Annotated in this window: 14 protein-coding genes; 3 read left to right on the top strand and 11 right to left on the bottom strand. The window is 71.4% G+C overall.

Annotation, left to right across the window (positions count from 1 at the left end; translation table 11 throughout):
* Positions 1 to 168 precede the first annotated feature (168 nt).
* The 11 genes from ACI2L3_RS21905 to ACI2L3_RS21855 all read right to left on the bottom strand — a co-directional run bounded on the left by ACI2L3_RS21905 (position 169) and on the right by ACI2L3_RS21855 (position 12,107).
* Positions 169 to 1,302 (bottom strand): polyprenyl synthetase family protein, encoded by a 1,134-nt coding sequence (locus tag ACI2L3_RS21905; protein WP_404754027.1) that lies wholly within the window; start codon positions 1,300 to 1,302, stop codon positions 169 to 171.
* A complete protein-coding gene (gene hpnE, locus ACI2L3_RS21900; RefSeq protein WP_404754055.1) occupies positions 1,299 to 2,708 on the bottom strand; it encodes a hydroxysqualene dehydroxylase HpnE in 1,410 nt (469 codons plus the stop codon). The genes ACI2L3_RS21905 and hpnE overlap by 4 nt, the downstream gene beginning before the upstream one ends.
* A gap of 124 nt (positions 2,709 to 2,832) precedes the next feature.
* Complete coding sequence (gene hpnD / locus ACI2L3_RS21895; protein ID WP_404754026.1) at positions 2,833 to 3,783, bottom strand: presqualene diphosphate synthase HpnD; 951 nt, start codon at positions 3,781 to 3,783, stop codon at positions 2,833 to 2,835.
* A complete protein-coding gene (gene hpnC, locus ACI2L3_RS21890; RefSeq protein ID WP_404754025.1) occupies positions 3,780 to 4,679 on the bottom strand; it encodes a squalene synthase HpnC in 900 nt (299 codons plus the stop codon). Before hpnC ends, hpnD begins: the two co-directional genes overlap by 4 nt.
* A gap of 347 nt (positions 4,680 to 5,026) precedes the next feature.
* Complete coding sequence (locus ACI2L3_RS21885; protein WP_404754024.1) at positions 5,027 to 5,812, bottom strand: ABC transporter ATP-binding protein; 786 nt, start codon at positions 5,810 to 5,812, stop codon at positions 5,027 to 5,029.
* Positions 5,805 to 6,743: an ABC transporter permease gene (locus tag ACI2L3_RS21880; RefSeq protein WP_404754023.1), complete on the bottom strand. Its 939-nt coding sequence runs from the start codon at positions 6,741 to 6,743 to the stop codon at positions 5,805 to 5,807. The genes ACI2L3_RS21885 and ACI2L3_RS21880 overlap by 8 nt, the downstream gene beginning before the upstream one ends.
* Positions 6,744 to 6,838: 95 nt before the next feature.
* Complete coding sequence (locus ACI2L3_RS21875; protein WP_404754054.1) at positions 6,839 to 7,711, bottom strand: glycosyltransferase family 2 protein; 873 nt, start codon at positions 7,709 to 7,711, stop codon at positions 6,839 to 6,841.
* A gap of 35 nt (positions 7,712 to 7,746) precedes the next feature.
* Positions 7,747 to 8,526: a CDP-alcohol phosphatidyltransferase family protein gene (locus ACI2L3_RS21870; protein WP_404754022.1), complete on the bottom strand. Its 780-nt coding sequence runs from the start codon at positions 8,524 to 8,526 to the stop codon at positions 7,747 to 7,749.
* Positions 8,504 to 9,571, bottom strand: a complete 1,068-nt coding sequence (locus ACI2L3_RS21865; RefSeq protein WP_404754021.1) for an iron-containing alcohol dehydrogenase family protein — start codon at positions 9,569 to 9,571, stop codon at positions 8,504 to 8,506. Before ACI2L3_RS21865 ends, ACI2L3_RS21870 begins: the two co-directional genes overlap by 23 nt.
* Complete coding sequence (locus tag ACI2L3_RS21860) at positions 9,559 to 10,296, bottom strand: phosphocholine cytidylyltransferase family protein (protein WP_363249683.1); 738 nt, start codon at positions 10,294 to 10,296, stop codon at positions 9,559 to 9,561. The genes ACI2L3_RS21865 and ACI2L3_RS21860 overlap by 13 nt, the downstream gene beginning before the upstream one ends.
* A complete protein-coding gene (locus ACI2L3_RS21855) occupies positions 10,293 to 12,107 on the bottom strand; it encodes a DUF5941 domain-containing protein (protein WP_404754053.1) in 1,815 nt (604 codons plus the stop codon). Before ACI2L3_RS21855 ends, ACI2L3_RS21860 begins: the two co-directional genes overlap by 4 nt.
* Positions 12,108 to 12,429: 322 nt before the next feature.
* On the opposite strand from ACI2L3_RS21855, the gene galE reads away from it, so the two are divergent.
* The 3 genes from galE (at position 12,430) to ACI2L3_RS21840 (ending at position 15,984) form a co-directional block, all read left to right on the top strand.
* Entirely contained in the window at positions 12,430 to 13,413 is a 984-nt protein-coding gene (gene galE, locus ACI2L3_RS21850; RefSeq protein ID WP_404754020.1) for a UDP-glucose 4-epimerase GalE, read from the top strand.
* Positions 13,414 to 13,589: 176 nt separating this feature from the next.
* The gene (locus tag ACI2L3_RS21845; protein WP_404754019.1) at positions 13,590 to 14,528 is read left to right on the top strand and encodes a cation diffusion facilitator family transporter; all 939 of its coding nucleotides are present in this window, start codon (positions 13,590 to 13,592) and stop codon (positions 14,526 to 14,528) included.
* Positions 14,529 to 14,727: 199 nt separating this feature from the next.
* The gene (locus ACI2L3_RS21840; protein ID WP_404754018.1) at positions 14,728 to 15,984 is read left to right on the top strand and encodes a bifunctional class I SAM-dependent methyltransferase/N-acetyltransferase; all 1,257 of its coding nucleotides are present in this window, start codon (positions 14,728 to 14,730) and stop codon (positions 15,982 to 15,984) included.
* The last annotated feature ends 106 nt before the right edge of the window (positions 15,985 to 16,090 follow it).

The following is a 16,090-nucleotide window of genomic DNA, read 5'->3' as shown; positions in this document are numbered from 1 at the left end:
CCGCTCGGGTGCTTCCGTGGGTCGGCGCTGTCTTGGCTCCCCCTTCGTGCTGTGGGGGGGCTACGTCGGGTGGGGGCCCGCCGGGGGCCGGCGGGGGGCGCCGGCCGGCGACTGCCTGGGAGCCCGGAGGTCACCCCCCGGGCAACTCGGATATCCGCGCGATAGTGATCATCTCTCTCGTACGACGACGAAGTCGGCGAGCGCGACGAGCTGCGCCCGCACCAGTTCCGGCATCTGGACGTGGTCCAGCGCCTCGATGGCGATGGCGTGCTGGCGCCGGGCCTCCTTGGCGGTCCACTCGCGGCCGCCCGCCTCTTCGATCAGGGCGGCACGGGCGGCGAACTCGTCCTCGGAGAAGTTCTCGAAGTCGCTGCTCTTGGAGTCGGCGGTGAGCAGCTCGCCGAGCCGCTCGGAGGCCGGTCCGCCCGCGGCGAGCGCGGCGACCACGGGCAGCGACTTCTTGCGCTGACGCAGATCGCTCCACGTCTGCTTTCCGGTGGCCTCCGGGTCGCCCCAGATGCCGAGCAGGTCGTCCACGGCCTGGAAGGCGAGGCCGAGGTGGTAGCCGTACTTCTCCAGCGTGTCGGCGGTGCGGTCGTCGGCGCCGCCGAGGACGGCGCCGATGGAGACCGCGCAGGCGAGCAGGGCGCCGGTCTTCTTGCCCTCCATCTCCAGGCACTCCTCGACGGTGACCCGGTCGCGGTGCTCGTAGCTGATGTCCTGCGCCTGGCCGTCGATCAGCGCGCGCGTGGCGGTGATGAGGCGGCGGGTGGCGCGGCCCGCCTCGACGGTGCCGAGCTCGAGGAGGATCTCGTTGCCGAGCGCGAAGAGGGCGTCGCCGACGAGGATGGCCTGTGCCGGGCCGTGCACCTTCCACACCGTGTCGCGGTGCCTGCGCTGCTCGTCGCCGTCCATCAGATCGTCGTGCAGCAGCGAGAAGTTGTGCACGAGCTCGACGGCGACCGCGCCGGGGACGCCGATCTCGGGGGCGGCGCCCGCGGCCTCGGCGGAGAGCAGGGCGAGTGCGGGGCGCACGGCCTTGCCGCCGTCGCCGTCGGACGGGTTGCCCTCGGCGTCGATCCAGCCGAAGTGGTAGGCGGCGACGGTGTCCATGGGCGGCGCGAGGCGGTCCACCGCGGCCCGCAGCACCGGGGTGGCCAGCGTCCTTCCTCTTTCGAGCAGTGAGGTCACGTCCACCGTGTCGGCAGCCGTTTTCTCGGCCGAGGGCACAGTCGGCACAGTTTCTCCTCTTGTTCCGGTGCTGGTTCTCTGGGGACCTGACCCCAGCAGGTCGAGCTTCATGCCGCCGCCTCCTCGAACGCGAAGAGGTGATCACGGGGGCGGTCGAGGGTGGCGAGGGCCGCTTCGGCCGCGCTGATGCCGCTGCGTACGGCGCCCTCCATGGTCGCGGGCCACCCGGTCGCGGTCCACGCGCCCGCGAGGTACAGGCCGCGGGCCTTGGTGCGGGCACCGGGACGGAGCCTGCCGACGCCCGGGGTGGGTGCGAACGTCGCCGTGCGCTCGCGGGTGACGAAGAAGTCCCGCACCTCGGCGCCGTGTGCGGCGGGCAGCAGCCGCTCCAGCTCCGGCAGGTAGCGCTCGCGCAGCGCGGCGACGGGCGCGTCGATCTCGTCCTGCGCGGCCGACTGGGAGACCGCCAGGTACTGCCCCTCGGTGAGCCCGGAGGCCTCGGTCCGGTCGAAGACCCACTGGACGGGCGAGCCGATGGCGGCGAAGAACGGCCGCTTCAGCACCTTCCGGTCGTACACGACGTGGAGGTTGAGGATCGGCGCGGTGTCGATGTCGAGCAGCCGGTCGGGCCGGTCGAGCGCGCCGTCCGGGAGGAGGTCGTGCGCCTCGTGCTGCGGCACGGCGAGCACGACGGAGTCGGCGTCGATGGTCTCGCCGGGAACCTCCACGCGCCAACCGCCGTTCTCCGTACGGGAGATGGAGGTGACCCGTGCCTTTAGTTCGGTTCGCACTCCCGCGGCGTCGAGCGCCTTGCGGGCCAGCGTGTCGTGCAGATCACCGAGGGGCGCCCGGGCCCAGCCGATGTCGGCGGCGCCCGGTTCCGAGAGCAGCCCGGTCTTGAACACCATCGCGGCGAGCCCGAGCGAGGCGTCGCCCGCGACGGCGTTGAGCGTCGCGACGCCGACCAGGTCCCAGAGCGCCTCGATGGCGCGCGGCGACTGGCCGTGCCTGGCCAGCCAGCTGCCGAAGTCCTGGCCGTCGAGGACGGGGTCGGCCGGGTCGAGCCCCTTGAGGGCGAGCGCCGCGCGCCCCACCTTGGCGCGCTCGGCGACCGACAGGTGGGGGTACGTGGCGAGGCTCGCCGCCAGGTGCAGCGGCACGGGCAGCGCGGTGCGCCGGAGCCGCCCGAGCCGGTTGCGGCCGGCGTCGAGGACGGGCACGTCGAGACGTTCCTGCAGCGGCGCGAGGTGCGCGCCCTCGACGCGGTCCAGGAACCATCGGTAGGCGGTGCAGCAGCGCAGGTAGACGTGCTGGCCGTTGTCGACGGTCAGTGCGCCGCGCCGGAAGGAGAACGCGAGCCCGCCGAGCCGCGGCCGTCCTTCGAGCAGCGTCACGCGCAGTCCCGCGTCGGCGAGCGAGAGCGCCGCGGTGATGCCGGCGAGGCCGCCGCCGACCACCACTGCGGCCGCCCCTCCGGGACGGCCTTCGGCGTTCTCGGTCAGCCCCTCTGGCTGCATGTCTTCCCTCTTCATGCACCCACCCCTTCGGCCGTTGCAGTCTGGGACGCGACCATGGAGCGGAGGGTTGCCCGCCGCTTCGCGTGCGGTGCCCCAGCTGTCCCACGATCACTCCGGATGCGCATCACACACGCCTCCGGACGGTCTGTCGTGACACGTTCCGCGCGTCGAGGCCGGACAGTCCGCGCACCGCGACGTACGCCTTCTCGCGGCCCGGCAGCGAGACGCGGCCGCGCAGGACCGCTTCCGGCTCCCGCTCTATGCGGTCGAGGAGCCTGCGGTAGATGCCGGCCATCGCCGCCACACAGGCACCACTGCGCCGGTCCAGCATCGGCAGCAGGCGGTAGCCCTCGGCGAACAGGGCCCGTGCGCGGCGCACCTCGAAGTGGACGAGGCCGGCGAAGTCGGATCCGGCGGGCGGCTCGGAGCCCGAGAACCCGGCGGAGCAGCCGAACTTGGCGAGGTCGTCGGCGGGCAGGTAGGTCCGGCCGTCCTGCGCGTCCTCGCGAACGTCCCGGAGGATGTTGGTCAGTTGGAGCGCGAGGCCGAGCGTGTCGGCATACTCCGGCGCGCGCTCCGCATGGAGCGCCCCCGGCTCCGTGCCGAACACCCCGAGCGAGAGCCGCCCGATCGCCCCTGCCACACAGCGGCAGTAGACCTTCAGGTCCTCCCACGTCTCGTACGTCGCGCCGCGTACGTCCATGAGGACGCCGTCGATCAGCTCGTCGAGGCCGTCCATCGGGATGGGGAAGTGCGCGGCGGCGTGCGCGAGGGCGACCGCCACCGGGTCGGTGTCGTCCTCCTGCACACCGCCCGCACGGATCCGGGCGACCAGCGCCCGGGTGTCCTCGAGGCGGTCCGCCTTGACGTCCGGGGCGAGCGCGCCGTCACCGATGTCGTCGACCCGCCGCGAGAGCGCGTACAGCGCCGACATGGCCCGGCGCTTGGGCGCCGGCAGCAGCCGGATGCCGTACGCGAAGTTGCGTGCCTGCTGACCGGTCACCGTCTCGCAGTAGCTGTACGCGGCGAGCACCGGCGCGGACACCCGCGGATCCGACTCCACTGTCCGGCTCACCCCTCTCCTCGCAGCACTGCGCCCGCCTCGCGGAACATGCGGGGCTTGGTGGGTCTGGGCGGTCCGGGCAGGACGTCGTACCCGGCGGCGACGATCGCCTGGACGGCCGCCCTGCCTCCTCCCACGAATCCGGCCAGCAGCAGCTTCAGCCTGCCGTGGACGCTACCCACCAGGGGGGTGCCTTCATTCAGCAGGCCGCGGGCGCGTTCCGCTTCGAACGCGACCAGGGCGCGCACCGACGCGCCCCCTGTCGGCCGGGCCAGCTCTGACTCGCTCACGTGGAACCGCTTCATGTCCTCGACGGGCAGGTAGATGCGGCCGCGCCGCAGGTCTTCGGCGACGTCCTGGATGTGCTCGACGATCTGCAGCCCGGTGCAGATGGCGTCCGAGTGGCGGACGCGCTCGGGGGTCTCGGTGCCGGTGATGGCCAGGACGAGCCGGCCGATCGGGTTGGCGGAGAGCGCACAGTACGCCACGAGGTCGTCGTACGTCTCGTAGCGCGTGACGCTCTGGTCCTGGCGGTTCGCCTCGATCAGCGCGAGGAAGGGGGCGGCCGTCAGGGTGCCGCGCTCGGCGGCCGGGCGCAGCGCCCGCACCAGCGGGTGGCCGGCCTCGCCGCCGCCGAAGACCTTGCCCAGGTCCGCCTCGACACCGTCAAGGAGCTTCAGCGGGTCGTCGGCGGCGCTGTCGTCGAGACCCAGGTGGCGGGTGTGGGCGGCCTCGGGGGCCAGGTCGCCGTCACCGATGTCGTCGATGAGGCGCACGACGCCGTAGACGGCCATGAGGTCGTCGCGCCAGGCCCGGGGCAGGAAGAACGGCGCCACCGGGAAGTTTTCGTCCGCGGCCTTGTCGAGGACGGCGGATGCATCGCGGAGCTGGAGATCGTCCGTAGCCATTGCCGTCACATCTCCCGTTCTACACTGCCGACCCAATACATCCTATTTCGGACACGCCGCCCAGCACTCTCCGAGGTGGACCGTGCTCCGAGCCGGGGCGCCGCGCGATATCGCCCCACTTGCCGCGAATCAGCACCGGTACAGCTTACGTTGTACAACCCCGCACGCATCGTCGGGGTGTTCGGCGCATCACAACAACACACCGATTGGCGTCAAAGTACCTTCACCGCCGGTGAGTTGAGGGACGCGAGAGGTTTCGGGGACACCATGTCACGACAGTGCCCCGCCGGATTCCTCCCGGCGGGGCACTGCTGCCGAACGGGTGCTCGCCCGATGGCTCGAACGGGCTACTTGCCCGTGAACTTCTCGTACTCCTTTATGACCTCGTCGGTCGGCCCGTCCATGCGCAGCTCGCCGCGCTCCAGCCACAGCACGCGGTCGCAGGTGTCGCGGATCGACTTGTTGTTGTGGCTGACCAGGAAGACCGTGCCGGCCTCCTTGCGGAGCTCGCGGATGCGGGCCTCGGACCGCTTCTGGAACTTGCGGTCGCCGGTGGCGAGCGCCTCGTCGATCATGAGGACGTCGTGGTCCTTGGCGGCCGCGATGGAGAAGCGCAGGCGGGCCGCCATGCCGGAGGAGTAGGTGCGCATCGGAAGGGTGATGAAGTCGCCCTTCTCGTTGATGCCGGAGAAGTCGACGATCTCCTGGTAGCGCTCCCTGATCTGCTCGCGGGTCATGCCCATCGCGAGACCGCCGAGGATGACGTTGCGCTCGCCCGTCAGATCGTTCATCAGGGCCGCGTTGACGCCGAGCAGCGAGGGCTGGCCGTCGGTGTAGACCTTGCCCTTCTCTGCGGGGAGCAGGCCCGCGATGGCGCGGAGCAGGGTGGACTTGCCGGAGCCGTTCGAGCCGATCAGGCCGATGGCCTCGCCGCGGTAGGAGGTGAAGCTGACGCCGCGCACGGCGTGCACCTTGCGTACGCCCCGCTCCTCGCCGCGCCGCAGGATGCGGCTCAGGGCCGAGGTGGCGCTGCCCTTGCCCGTCTTCGCGCCGTTCACGCGGTAGACGATGTGCAGCTCGTCGGCGATGACGGTGGGGATGTGCGTCTTGTCGACGCCGGTCTCGTCAGCCACGGCCGTACCGCTCCTCAGCCTTCCAGAAGTACACGAAGCCGCCGACGGCGACCACCACGGCCCAGCCGACCGCGACCGCCCAGACGTGCGTCGGCAGGTACGTGTTGCCGTAGCCGTCGATCAGCGCGAAGCGCATCAGGTCCATGTAGATGGCCGCGGGGTTCCACTGCAGGATGTCCGCGATCCAGGCGGGATGGTCCTTCAGCATGACCGGGATGGAGAACATCACGCCGGACGCGTACATCCACGTACGCATCACGAACGGCATCAGCTGCGCCAGGTCGGGCGTCTTGCTGCCCAGCCTCGCCATGACCATCGCGAGGCCCGTGTTGAAGAGGAACTGCAGGACCAGGACCGGGAGGATCAGCAGCCACGAGAGCTTGGGGTAGCTGCCGAAGCCGATCGTGATGACGAACAGCACGATCATCGAGAACAGCAGCTGCTGGAGCTGCTGGAGCGAGAACGAGATCGGCAGCGAGGCCCGGGGGAAGTGCAGTGCGCGGACCAGGCCCAGGTTGCCGGAGATCGACCGGACGCCCGCCATCACCGAGGACTGCGTGAAGGTGAAGACGAAGACGCCCGTGACCAGGAACGGGATGTAGACCTCACGCTCGAAGCCGCGGTCCGCCTTGAGGATCAGACCGAAGATCAGGAAGTAGACGAGCGCGTTCAGGAGCGGCGTCGCCACCTGCCACAGCTGGCCGAGCTTGGCCTGGCTGTACTGGGCGGTGAGCTTCGCCTGGGAGAAGGCGAGGATGAAGTGGCGCCGTCCCCAGAGCTGGCGGACGTACTCGAAAAGTCCGGGCCGGGCGCCGCTGACGGTCAGACCGTACTTGGCGGCGAGGTCGGCGCGGGAGAGCCCGTCATCGGGCGGCGGTGTCGACGGGGATGCTGTCACCGTGACTCCGCCGTCATGCGTTGTCTCACTCACGAGTGGAAACTTTCGTCTTCAGATGCGCAGCCGGTCGGGCATAGGCGTGGGCCAGGGACCGGGGTACGGCCCGAATGCTCTCAGACCCGAGCTTGTCAGATGACAGGAGGTCGGCCCAGTCGCGTCAGCCGCCATACCGTACGCCACTTCATCGGCTTGCGCGGTCCGCAGGGCGTGGTCCAGCCCTCCTTGAAGCCGCCGAACCAGGCCTTGAGGGCGGGGCCCGAGGGGCGCCGGGCGAGGGTGAGGAGCATCCAGACGCCGAGGTAGACCGGGACCAGGAGCGCGGGAAGGTTGCGGCGGGCCAGCCAGACGCGGTTGCGGGCCACCATGCGGTGGTAGACCGCGTGCCGGGAGGGGGCCGTCGTCGGGTGGAAAAGGACCATGTCGGAGCGGTAGTCGATCATCCAGCCCGCGTTCAGGGCGCGCCAGGCGAGGTCGGTCTCCTCGTGCGCGTAGAAGAATTCGCCGGGCAGACCGCCGACCTCGGCGATGACCTTCGTACGGACGGCGTTGGCGCCGCCGAGGAAGGTGGTCACGCGCGAGGAGCGCATCGGGTCGGAGGCCCGCAGCCGCGGCACGTGGCGGCGCTGCGTCTCCCCCGTCTCCGGGTCGGCGATGCGGAAGCTGATGATGCCGAGCTCCGGGTCGGCGGCGAAGGCCTCGCGGCACAGCTGCGCCGTGTCCATGTTGGCGAGCAGGCCGTCGTCGTCGAGGAAGAGCAGGATGTCGACGTCGGTGCCGCCGGGCCCGAAGGCCTCGATGCCGACGTTGCGGCCGCCGGGGATGCCGAGGTTCTCGGGCAGCTCGACGGTGCGTACGCCTTCGGGAACCTCGGGCACGGGGGCGCCGTTGCCGACCACGACCACCTCGACCGGGTCGCCGTCCTGCTTGGCGACCGAGTCGAGGAGGGCGCGCAGCTCCTGCGGCCGGTTGCCCATCGTGATGATGACGGCGCCGACCTTCAGCTGCTGTGCCGAGGTGCTGGGGGTGCTCGGGGTGCTCACTTCAACCTGCTCGATACGAGGATGGACACGAGGTGGAGCAGGGTCTGCAGCAGCGCGATGCCCGCGAGGACCGCGACGCCGAGGCGCGAGAAGAACAGGTCGCCCCGGGCCTGGTCCACGAACGCGATGACCAGGATCAGCAGGGACGCCTCGACACCGAGGATGAGCCGGTGGAACTTCAGCGCGGCGGCGGCCTTGCGGGCCAGCGCCATGCCGGAGGAGCGCGGCTCGGACGCCGACTCCTTGACCGGCTCCTTGCCCGTCTGGTGCCGGGCGACGCCGACGAGGTCGGTCTCGGCCTTGATCAGGATCGCGCCGAGGGCGGCCAGGGTGCCGAGGAACGCCCACAGCCAGTCGATGCGTCCGGAGCCCCAGATGTCGGCGGCGCGCAGCCCGAAGCCGACCAGGACCGCGGCGTCGCACAGGTAGGCGGCGACCCGGTCCAGGTAGACGCCGGCCATCGAGTACTGCTTCTTCCAGCGGGCGATCTCACCGTCGACGCAGTCGAGCAGCAGGTAGAGCTGGACCGCGAGCACGCCGAGCACGGCGCCCGTGATGCCCGGCACCAGCAGGGCGGGGGCGGCGAGGGCGCCGGCGACGGTCATCACGTAGGTCAGCTGGTTGGGCGTGACCCGCGTGTTCACCAGGTGCCGGTCGATGCGGAGGGAGACCTCGCGCATGTAGAGCCGGCCGGCCCAGTGTTCGCCGCTGCGCCGGTCCTTCACCCCCGGGGGGTGAACAACCGGGCGGAGCTCAGCTACCGATGGCTTTTGCATAGTCGGCGTATGCGTCCCTGATCTGGTCGTTGGACAGGTCGAGGTGTTCGAGGATCGTGTAGCGGCCCGGGCGGGTCTGCGGAGCGAACTCCACGACCTTCACGAACTCCTCCACGGTGAACCCGATCTCCTCCGGCAGCACGGGCAGGCCGTGGCGGCGCAGCACGGAGGCCATGTACGCCGACTCCTCGCGGGCACCGCGCAGGTGCATCGCGAAGGCCGCGCCCAGGCCGCACTGTTCGCCGTGGCTGGCGGCGCGCTTGGGGTAGAGGAGGTCGAAGGCGTGGTTGATCTCGTGGCAGGCGCCCGACGCGGGGCGGGAGTCGCCCGAGATGGACATCGCGATGCCGGTGAGCACCAGGCCCTCGGCGAGCACCTGGAGGAAACCGTCGTCGCCGACGCCGCCGGGGTGGCGCAGGACCGCCTCACCGGCCTGCCGGGCCATCGCGGCCGCGAGGCCGTCGATGTCCTCGCCGCGCTCACGGGCGGCGAGCTCCCAGTCGCGGATCGCGGAGATGTTGGACAGCGCGTCGCCGATGCCGGAGCGGACGAAGCGGACCGGGGCCTCGCGGATGATGTCGAGGTCGATGACGACCGCGATGGGGTTCGGCACCCCGTACGAGCCGCGGCCCGCGTCGTTGTCGAGGGTCGCGACCGGGGAGCAGAGGCCGTCGTGCGACAGGTTCGTCGCGACGGCGACCAGCGGCAGGCCGACGCGCGCCGCGGCGTACTTGGCGCAGTCGATGATCTTGCCGCCGCCGAGGCCGACGATCGCGTCGTAGCGGCCCGACTTCTTGATGGCGTCGGCGAGCTTGATGGCGTCGTCGAGCGTGCCGCCACCGACCTCGAACCACTCCGCGCCGCTCAGCGAGGGCATCAGCCGCTCGCGGAGCACCGCGCCCGAGCCACCGCTGATGGCGATGGCAAGTTTGCCGGTCGACGAGCAGATCCGCTGGTCGGCGAGGACACCGGCCAGGTCGTCGATCGCCCCCGGCCGGATGTCGACGACGACCGGCGAGGGGATGAGCCTCGTCAGTACTGGCACGCGATCTCCCGGCCCTTGGCGAGGTCGTCGTGGTTGTCGATCTCGACCCACTTGACGTCGCCGATCGGGGCCACGTCGACCTTGAAGCCGCGGTTGACGAGCTCCTGGTAGCCGTCCTCGTAGTAGAGGTCGGGGTCGCGCTCGAAGGTGGTCTTCAGGGCGTCGGCGAGCTCGTCGGCGGCGGAGCCCTCGATGAGGGTGACGCCGATGTACTCGCCGGTGGCCTCGGAGGGGTCCATCAGCTTGGTGATGCGCTGGACGCCCTTGGCGTCGTCGACGATGACCTTCATCTCCTCGTCGGCGAGCTGCTTCACCGTGTCGAGGGCGAGGATGATCTTCTGGCCGTTGCCGCGGGCGGCGAGCAGCGTCTTCTCGACGGAGACGGGGTGCACGGTGTCGCCGTTGGCGAGGATCACGTCGTGCTTGATGGCGTCACGGCCGCACCACAGGGAGTAGGCGTTGTTCCACTCCTCGGCCTTGTCGTTGTCGATCAGGGTGAGCTTGAGGCCGTACTTCGCCTCGAGCGCCGCCTTGCGCTCGTAGACGGCCTCCTTCTTGTAGCCGACGATGATCGCGACCTCGGTCAGACCGATCTCGGCGAAGTTGCCGAGCGTCAGGTCGAGGATGGTGGTCTCACCGTCGACGGGCACCAGGGCCTTGGGCAGGGTGTCCGTGTAAGGGCGAAGACGCCGTCCGGCGCCGGCCGCCAGCACGAGGCCGATCATGCGGGTTCTCCTTCATCGTGTACGGCGGGTGCGCCCTGTTTCTCGGCGGCGACCCAGAAGCGGATGCTCTCGACGAGCACCACGAGTGCCACGGCCACGGCGAGTGCCGTGAGCGCGACGGGAAAATCTGTGGTGGGCAGCAGGGCTGCGGCCAGCGCGACCACGAGGGTCCGGCTTTCCTGGCCGCCGATCGCCCGTACCAGCCAGCGCGGAGGCGCGCCGGCGCCGCCCTTGATGCGGTACACCGTGTCGTAGTGATGGTAGGCGACGGCGGCCACCAGCCCGAAAGCCGCGGGAAGGGCTCCGTTCACCTCGGCCTTGGCCGCGAGGACCAGGATCGTGCAGTACTCGGCGGCGCGGAAGAACGGCGGGACCAGCCAGTCCAGGGGGGCCTTGAGGGGCATGATCAGGGCGAGGCCCGACAGCGCGATGTACAGCGCGGCGGCGGCCACGACCACGGGGCTGCCGTAGGGGTTGGCCAGCGCCGTGCCGACGAGTCCGGCGCCGCCGACGAAGGCGAGCACCGGGGCGGGACGCAGCCAGGTCACCCGCGGCCGGAGGGCGGAGAAGGCCGATGCGAGGGGGCCGTTGTCGGCGAGGTCGGCGAGGGCCGCGGCGGCACGGTCGGTGCGGGTCGCCTTGCGGGTCAGCGAGCGCAGGACGCGTCCGGCGGTGGTGTAGCAGGCGGCGAGGGCGCAGCCGACGAGTAGGACGACGAGGGTGATGCGGGGAGTGGTGAGCGCGGTGAGCACCGCGATCATCGCCCAGCGTTCGCCGATGGGCAGGACTATCATCCGGCGCACCCAGACCGTCCAGCCGACGCTGTCGAGCTTGTCGGACAGGGCCGCGGTGGGGCTGGTGTTGGCGGTCGCGTCGTGATTCGCCTCGTTGAAGGAGAAATCCACGACGTGTCGGCAGGTCTGCAGGACCATCGCGCCGAGCGCGAGCGCCCATACATCGTCACCGCCGCCGCCGGCGTTGGCGGCGCCGAGCGCGAGGCCCGCGTAGTAGGCGTACTCCTTGGCGCGGTCGAACGTCGCGTCCAGCCAGGCGCCGAGCGTCGAGTACTGCAGGGAGTAGCGGGCGAGCTGCCCGTCGGTGCAGTCCAGGACGAAGGAGAAGAGGAGCAGCAGGCCTGCCGCGACGAAGCCGCCGCGCGTGCCGGTCGCCGCGCAGCCGGCCGCGATCAGCGCGGTGAGCAGCGAGGCGGTGGTGACCTGGTTGGGGGTGAGGCCGCGGCGCGCGCACCAGCGGGCGATGTAGCGCGAGTACGGGGAGATGCAGTACGTCGTGAAGAAGCCGTCCCGCGACTTGACGGCGGTGCGCAGGCGTACGGCCTCGTCGTCCACGGCGGCGACGGCCTGGCGCGCTTCGTTCCGCGTCTGCGGGTCGCTGGGCACGGTCGCGACGAGGGTGCCGAGCTCGGGGCGGTGCACGTCCGTGGCGCCGGACTCCATGGCCGAGGCGATGGAGTCGGGGAGCGCGTCGAGCGTCGTGACGCCGCCCGTGTTTCCGGCGCCCGCCCGCAGGGCACGGGTCAGTTCGGCGCGGGCCTCCGGCTTGGCCGTGACGGCGCCGGGCACCGCGGCGGCGGCGAAGCGGGGGTCGGTGAGGGCGAGGCGCAGCGCGTGGACGTGGCCGACGAAGCGCGCGTCGACGACCGCGACCCGCTGGTCACCGGGGACGGCGGCGAGCAGCGCCGCGGCGTCCGCCGCGTCGGAGGCGACCCGCACGTCGAAGCCGAGGGACCGCAGATCGCCTTCGAGCGGCGACCCGGGGACCGGCTGACCGGTGAGGATGGCGGTCGACAGACGAACTCACTCCTTGAGTACCGGCGCGGCTCGCGCCGGGCACATGCGTAAGGGGAGCGCCCCTGGCCATGGCGGCCGGGCGGCACGTCGGCAGAGGCTATCGGATGATGGGAAGCGGGCGTTCATCACCCGTTCACGCCCCGATAAGAGCCTGTGTCAGGCTCCGAGGGCGGCCTGCGAGGGCCTCGGCCTTCACGATCATCATGGTGGATGGGGGGCCGCGCCCACAAACCGCGCCCGCCCGGTGCCCGGCTTGCCCGCATAGCTGCCACCTGCCCGCTGCCGGTCGGCCTCACACGGCGGTCGCTTAGGGTGGGCGCCCATGACATGGCTGATCACAGGCGGAGCGGGATACATCGGGGCACATGTGGCGCGGGTCATGGCCGGTGCCGGTGAGGACGTCGTCGTGCTCGACGACATCTCGTCGGGGGTGCCGCGGCGGCTGCCCGCGGACATGCCCCTGATCAAGGGCTCCTCGCTGGACGGGGAGCTGCTGCGCCGGGTCTTCGCCGAGCACGGCGTGACCGGTGTGGTGCATCTCGCGGCCCGCAAGCAGGTCGGGGAGTCGGTGGAGCAGCCGCTGCGCTACTACCGGGAGAACGTGGGCGGCCTCACGACGCTGCTCGAAGCCGTCGCCGAGGCCGGCATCGAGCGGTTCGTGTTCTCGTCGTCGGCCGCGGTGTACGGCAATCCGCCGGACGCCGAGCTGGTGCGGGAGGACGCGCCCTGCGCCCCGGTCAGTCCCTACGGCGAGACGAAGCTCGCCGGGGAGTGGCTGGTGCGGGCCGCCGGGCGGGCGCACGGCATCTCGACCGTCTGCCTGCGCTACTTCAACGTGGCGGGCGCCGCGGCCCCCGAGCTCGCGGACACCGGCGTCTACAACGTGATCCCGATGGTCTTCGACCGGCTGCGGCGCGACGAGGCGCCGCGGATCTTCGGCGACACCCATCCGACGCCGGACGGCACGTGCGTACGTGACTATGTGCACGTCTCGGACCTCGCCGAGGCGCACCTCGCGGCGGCCCGCCGCGTCGCGTCCGGCGCCGAGGGCGATCTGACGGTGAACATCGGCCGCGGCCGCGGTGTTTCCGTACGCGAACTGGTCACGCTCATCGGCGAGGTGAGCGGGGACGCCCGGCCCGCGCTCGTCGAGCCGGCCCGCGCGGGTGACGCGCCGCGGGCGGTGGCCGACGCGAGCCTGGCGGCCGCGGAGCTCGGCTGGACGGCCCGGCGCGGGGTGCGCGAGATGGTCGAGTCGGCCTGGGCGGGATGGTGCCTGCACCACCCGGAAGCACGCCGCGACTGATGGCCGGGCCCCCTGACCTGCACCCCTCTCCTTGACGGCAATCATTGCCATTTCAGCAGGTCAGCGGAGTGATAACGGTGTTCAGTGCCGCGTTGCCAGATACCCCCCACCCGTAGTTCACTGTGGTCGCGCGACAGCGCGGGACAGACCGGTGAACTACGCGGGAGGGCCGCTCCATGGGGGCTGGGCACGATCACGGACACACGCACGGGGCACCGGCCACGGGGACCGCGGCCAACGCCTACAAGGGGCGGCTCCGCATCGCGCTCTGCATCACGGTCACCGTCATGCTGGCCCAGATCGTGGGCGGCATCATGGCGGACTCGCTCGCGCTCGTCGCGGACGCGACGCACATGGCCACGGACGCCCTCGGCCTCGGCATGGCGCTGCTCGCGATCCACTTCGCGAACAGGCCGCCCACCGAGAACCGCACCTTCGGCTACGCCCGCGCCGAGATACTCGCCGCGCTCGCCAACTGTCTGCTGCTGCTCGGCGTGGGCGGGTACGTGCTCTTCGAGGCGGTCCAGCGGTTCATCACGCCCGCGGGGACCGAGGGCGGCCTCGCCCTCTACTTCGGCGTCTTCGGCCTGGTCGCGAACATGGTCTCGCTCTCGCTGCTGATGCGCGGCCAGAAGGAGAGCCTCAATGTGCGCGGCGCCTTCCTGGAGGTCGTCGCGGACACCCTCGGTTCGGTCACCGTCATCGTCGCGTCGGTCGTGATCATGCTCACGGGCTGGCAGGCCGCCGACCCGATCGCCTCGCTCGTCATCGGCTTCATGATCGTCCCGCGTACGGTCAAGCTCCTCAAGGAGACCCTGAACGTGCTCCTGGAGTCGGCGCCCAAGGGTGTCGACATGGCGGAGGTGCGGGCGCACATACTCGCCCTGCCGGGCGTCGAGGAGGTCCACGATCTGCACGCCTGGACGATCACGTCGGGGATGCCCGTGCTCTCCGCCCACGTCGTGGTGGGCTCCGGCACCCTCGACTCGATCGGGCACGAGAAGATGCTGCACGAGCTGCAGGGCTGCCTGGGCGACCACTTCGACGTCGAGCACTGCACCTTCCAGCTGGAGCCGAGCGGGCACGCGGAGCACGAGGCGAAGCTCTGTCACTGACGGCACCCGTGCCGGTGGTGGCGCCGGTGTTATAGTCGCCGGAGTTCTTGAGTTCCTGGAGGTGGGTTGATGACTGTCGCGGCCGACGCTGCTCTGCGCGGCGACACGTGCATCCCCACTCTCCGGACGCGCGTCTGACTTCACGTACACCACAGTCGGTACGTCAGGTCCGCGGGTCCTTCACTCAAGGATTTCCACGTTGACTGACAACGCTTCCATCAGCCATGCCTTCTTCGCCCTGCACCACGGGCTGCCGCGGCAGGGTCCCGGCTCCGACGCCACCACCCGGCGGCTGCTCTCCCTCGCGGGTGCGCTGCCCGAGCGGCCGCGCGTGCTCGACCTGGGCTGCGGGCCCGGCCGGGCCTCGCTCCTGCTCGCCGCCGAGGCGGGTGCCGAGGTGACGGCCGTCGATCTCCACGAGCCGTTCCTCGACGAGCTCCACGCGTCCGCCGAGGCGCGCGGGCTCACCGATTCGATCACCACCGTCAAGGCCGACATGGCCGAACTCCCCTACCCCGACGGGTCGTTCGACCTCGTCTGGGCCGAGAGCTCGGTCTACGGCATCGGCTTCGACACCGCGCTGCGCGACTGGCGGCGGCTGCTCGCGCCCGGCGGGGCGCTCGTCCTCACCGAGTGTGAGTGGACGGCCGCCGAGCCGTCCGCCGCGGCCCGCGCCTTCTGGGAGCGGCACTACGCGCTGCGTACGACCGAGGCGAACACCCGGGCCGCGACCAACGCCGGGTACTCCGTCCTCGGCGTGCACCCGCAGCCCGAGTCCGACTGGGACGAGTACTACGGTCCGCTGGCCGCGCGCGCGGACGCCGCGGACCCGGGCGCTCCCGGCATGGCCGAGGCCCTCGCCGCCACCCGCGAGGAGATCGCGATGCGGCGCGAGCACGGGAGCGAGTACGGCTACACCGGCTATGTCCTGCGGCCCGCGGACTCCTGGCCGACCCGCCCGGAGACCGCGGCCGACGTCGCCGCCGTGCACGCGGTGAACGCCGCCGCCTTCGAGACGGAGGCGGAGGCCGACCTGGTCGACGCGCTGCGTACGGACCCGGAGGCCTGGCTTCCGGAATTGTCGTACGTCGCCGAGGCGCCCGACGGCTCGGTGGCCGCGTACGCGCTGCTCACCCGCTGCCGGGTGGACGGCGCGCCCGCGCTGGCGCTCGCGCCCGTCGCCACCCGGCCCGAGCACCAGGGGACGGGGGCCGGTTCGGCGGTCGTGCGCGCCGTGCTCGACGCGGCACGCGCGCGTGGGGAGCGGCTCGTCCTCGTGCTCGGGCACCCCTCGTACTATCCGCGGTTCGGTTTCCGGCCCGCTTCCGGGTACGGGATCCGGCCAGGGTTCGAGGTGCCCGACGAGGCGATGATGGCGCTCGCCCTGGACGGGTCCGGCGATGCCGGGCGGCTGCCGCGGGGCACCATCCGCTATCCGGCCGCCTTCGGGGTCTGACGCTCCGGCGGGCGCGCGCGTGCGGCGCGCCCGCCGCGTGTCCCGCCGTGCTCCGACGCGGCGGGACATGCGGGCCGCCGGAGTGCCCGAGGTGTCCGGAACGTAC

Source organism: Streptomyces sp. NPDC029674 (assembly GCF_044903205.1).
In the GTDB taxonomy this organism is placed as follows: domain Bacteria; phylum Actinomycetota; class Actinomycetes; order Streptomycetales; family Streptomycetaceae; genus Streptomyces.
The sequence above is the reverse complement of the archived record's forward strand: the minus strand, read 5'-3'. Positions and strand labels throughout refer to the sequence as shown.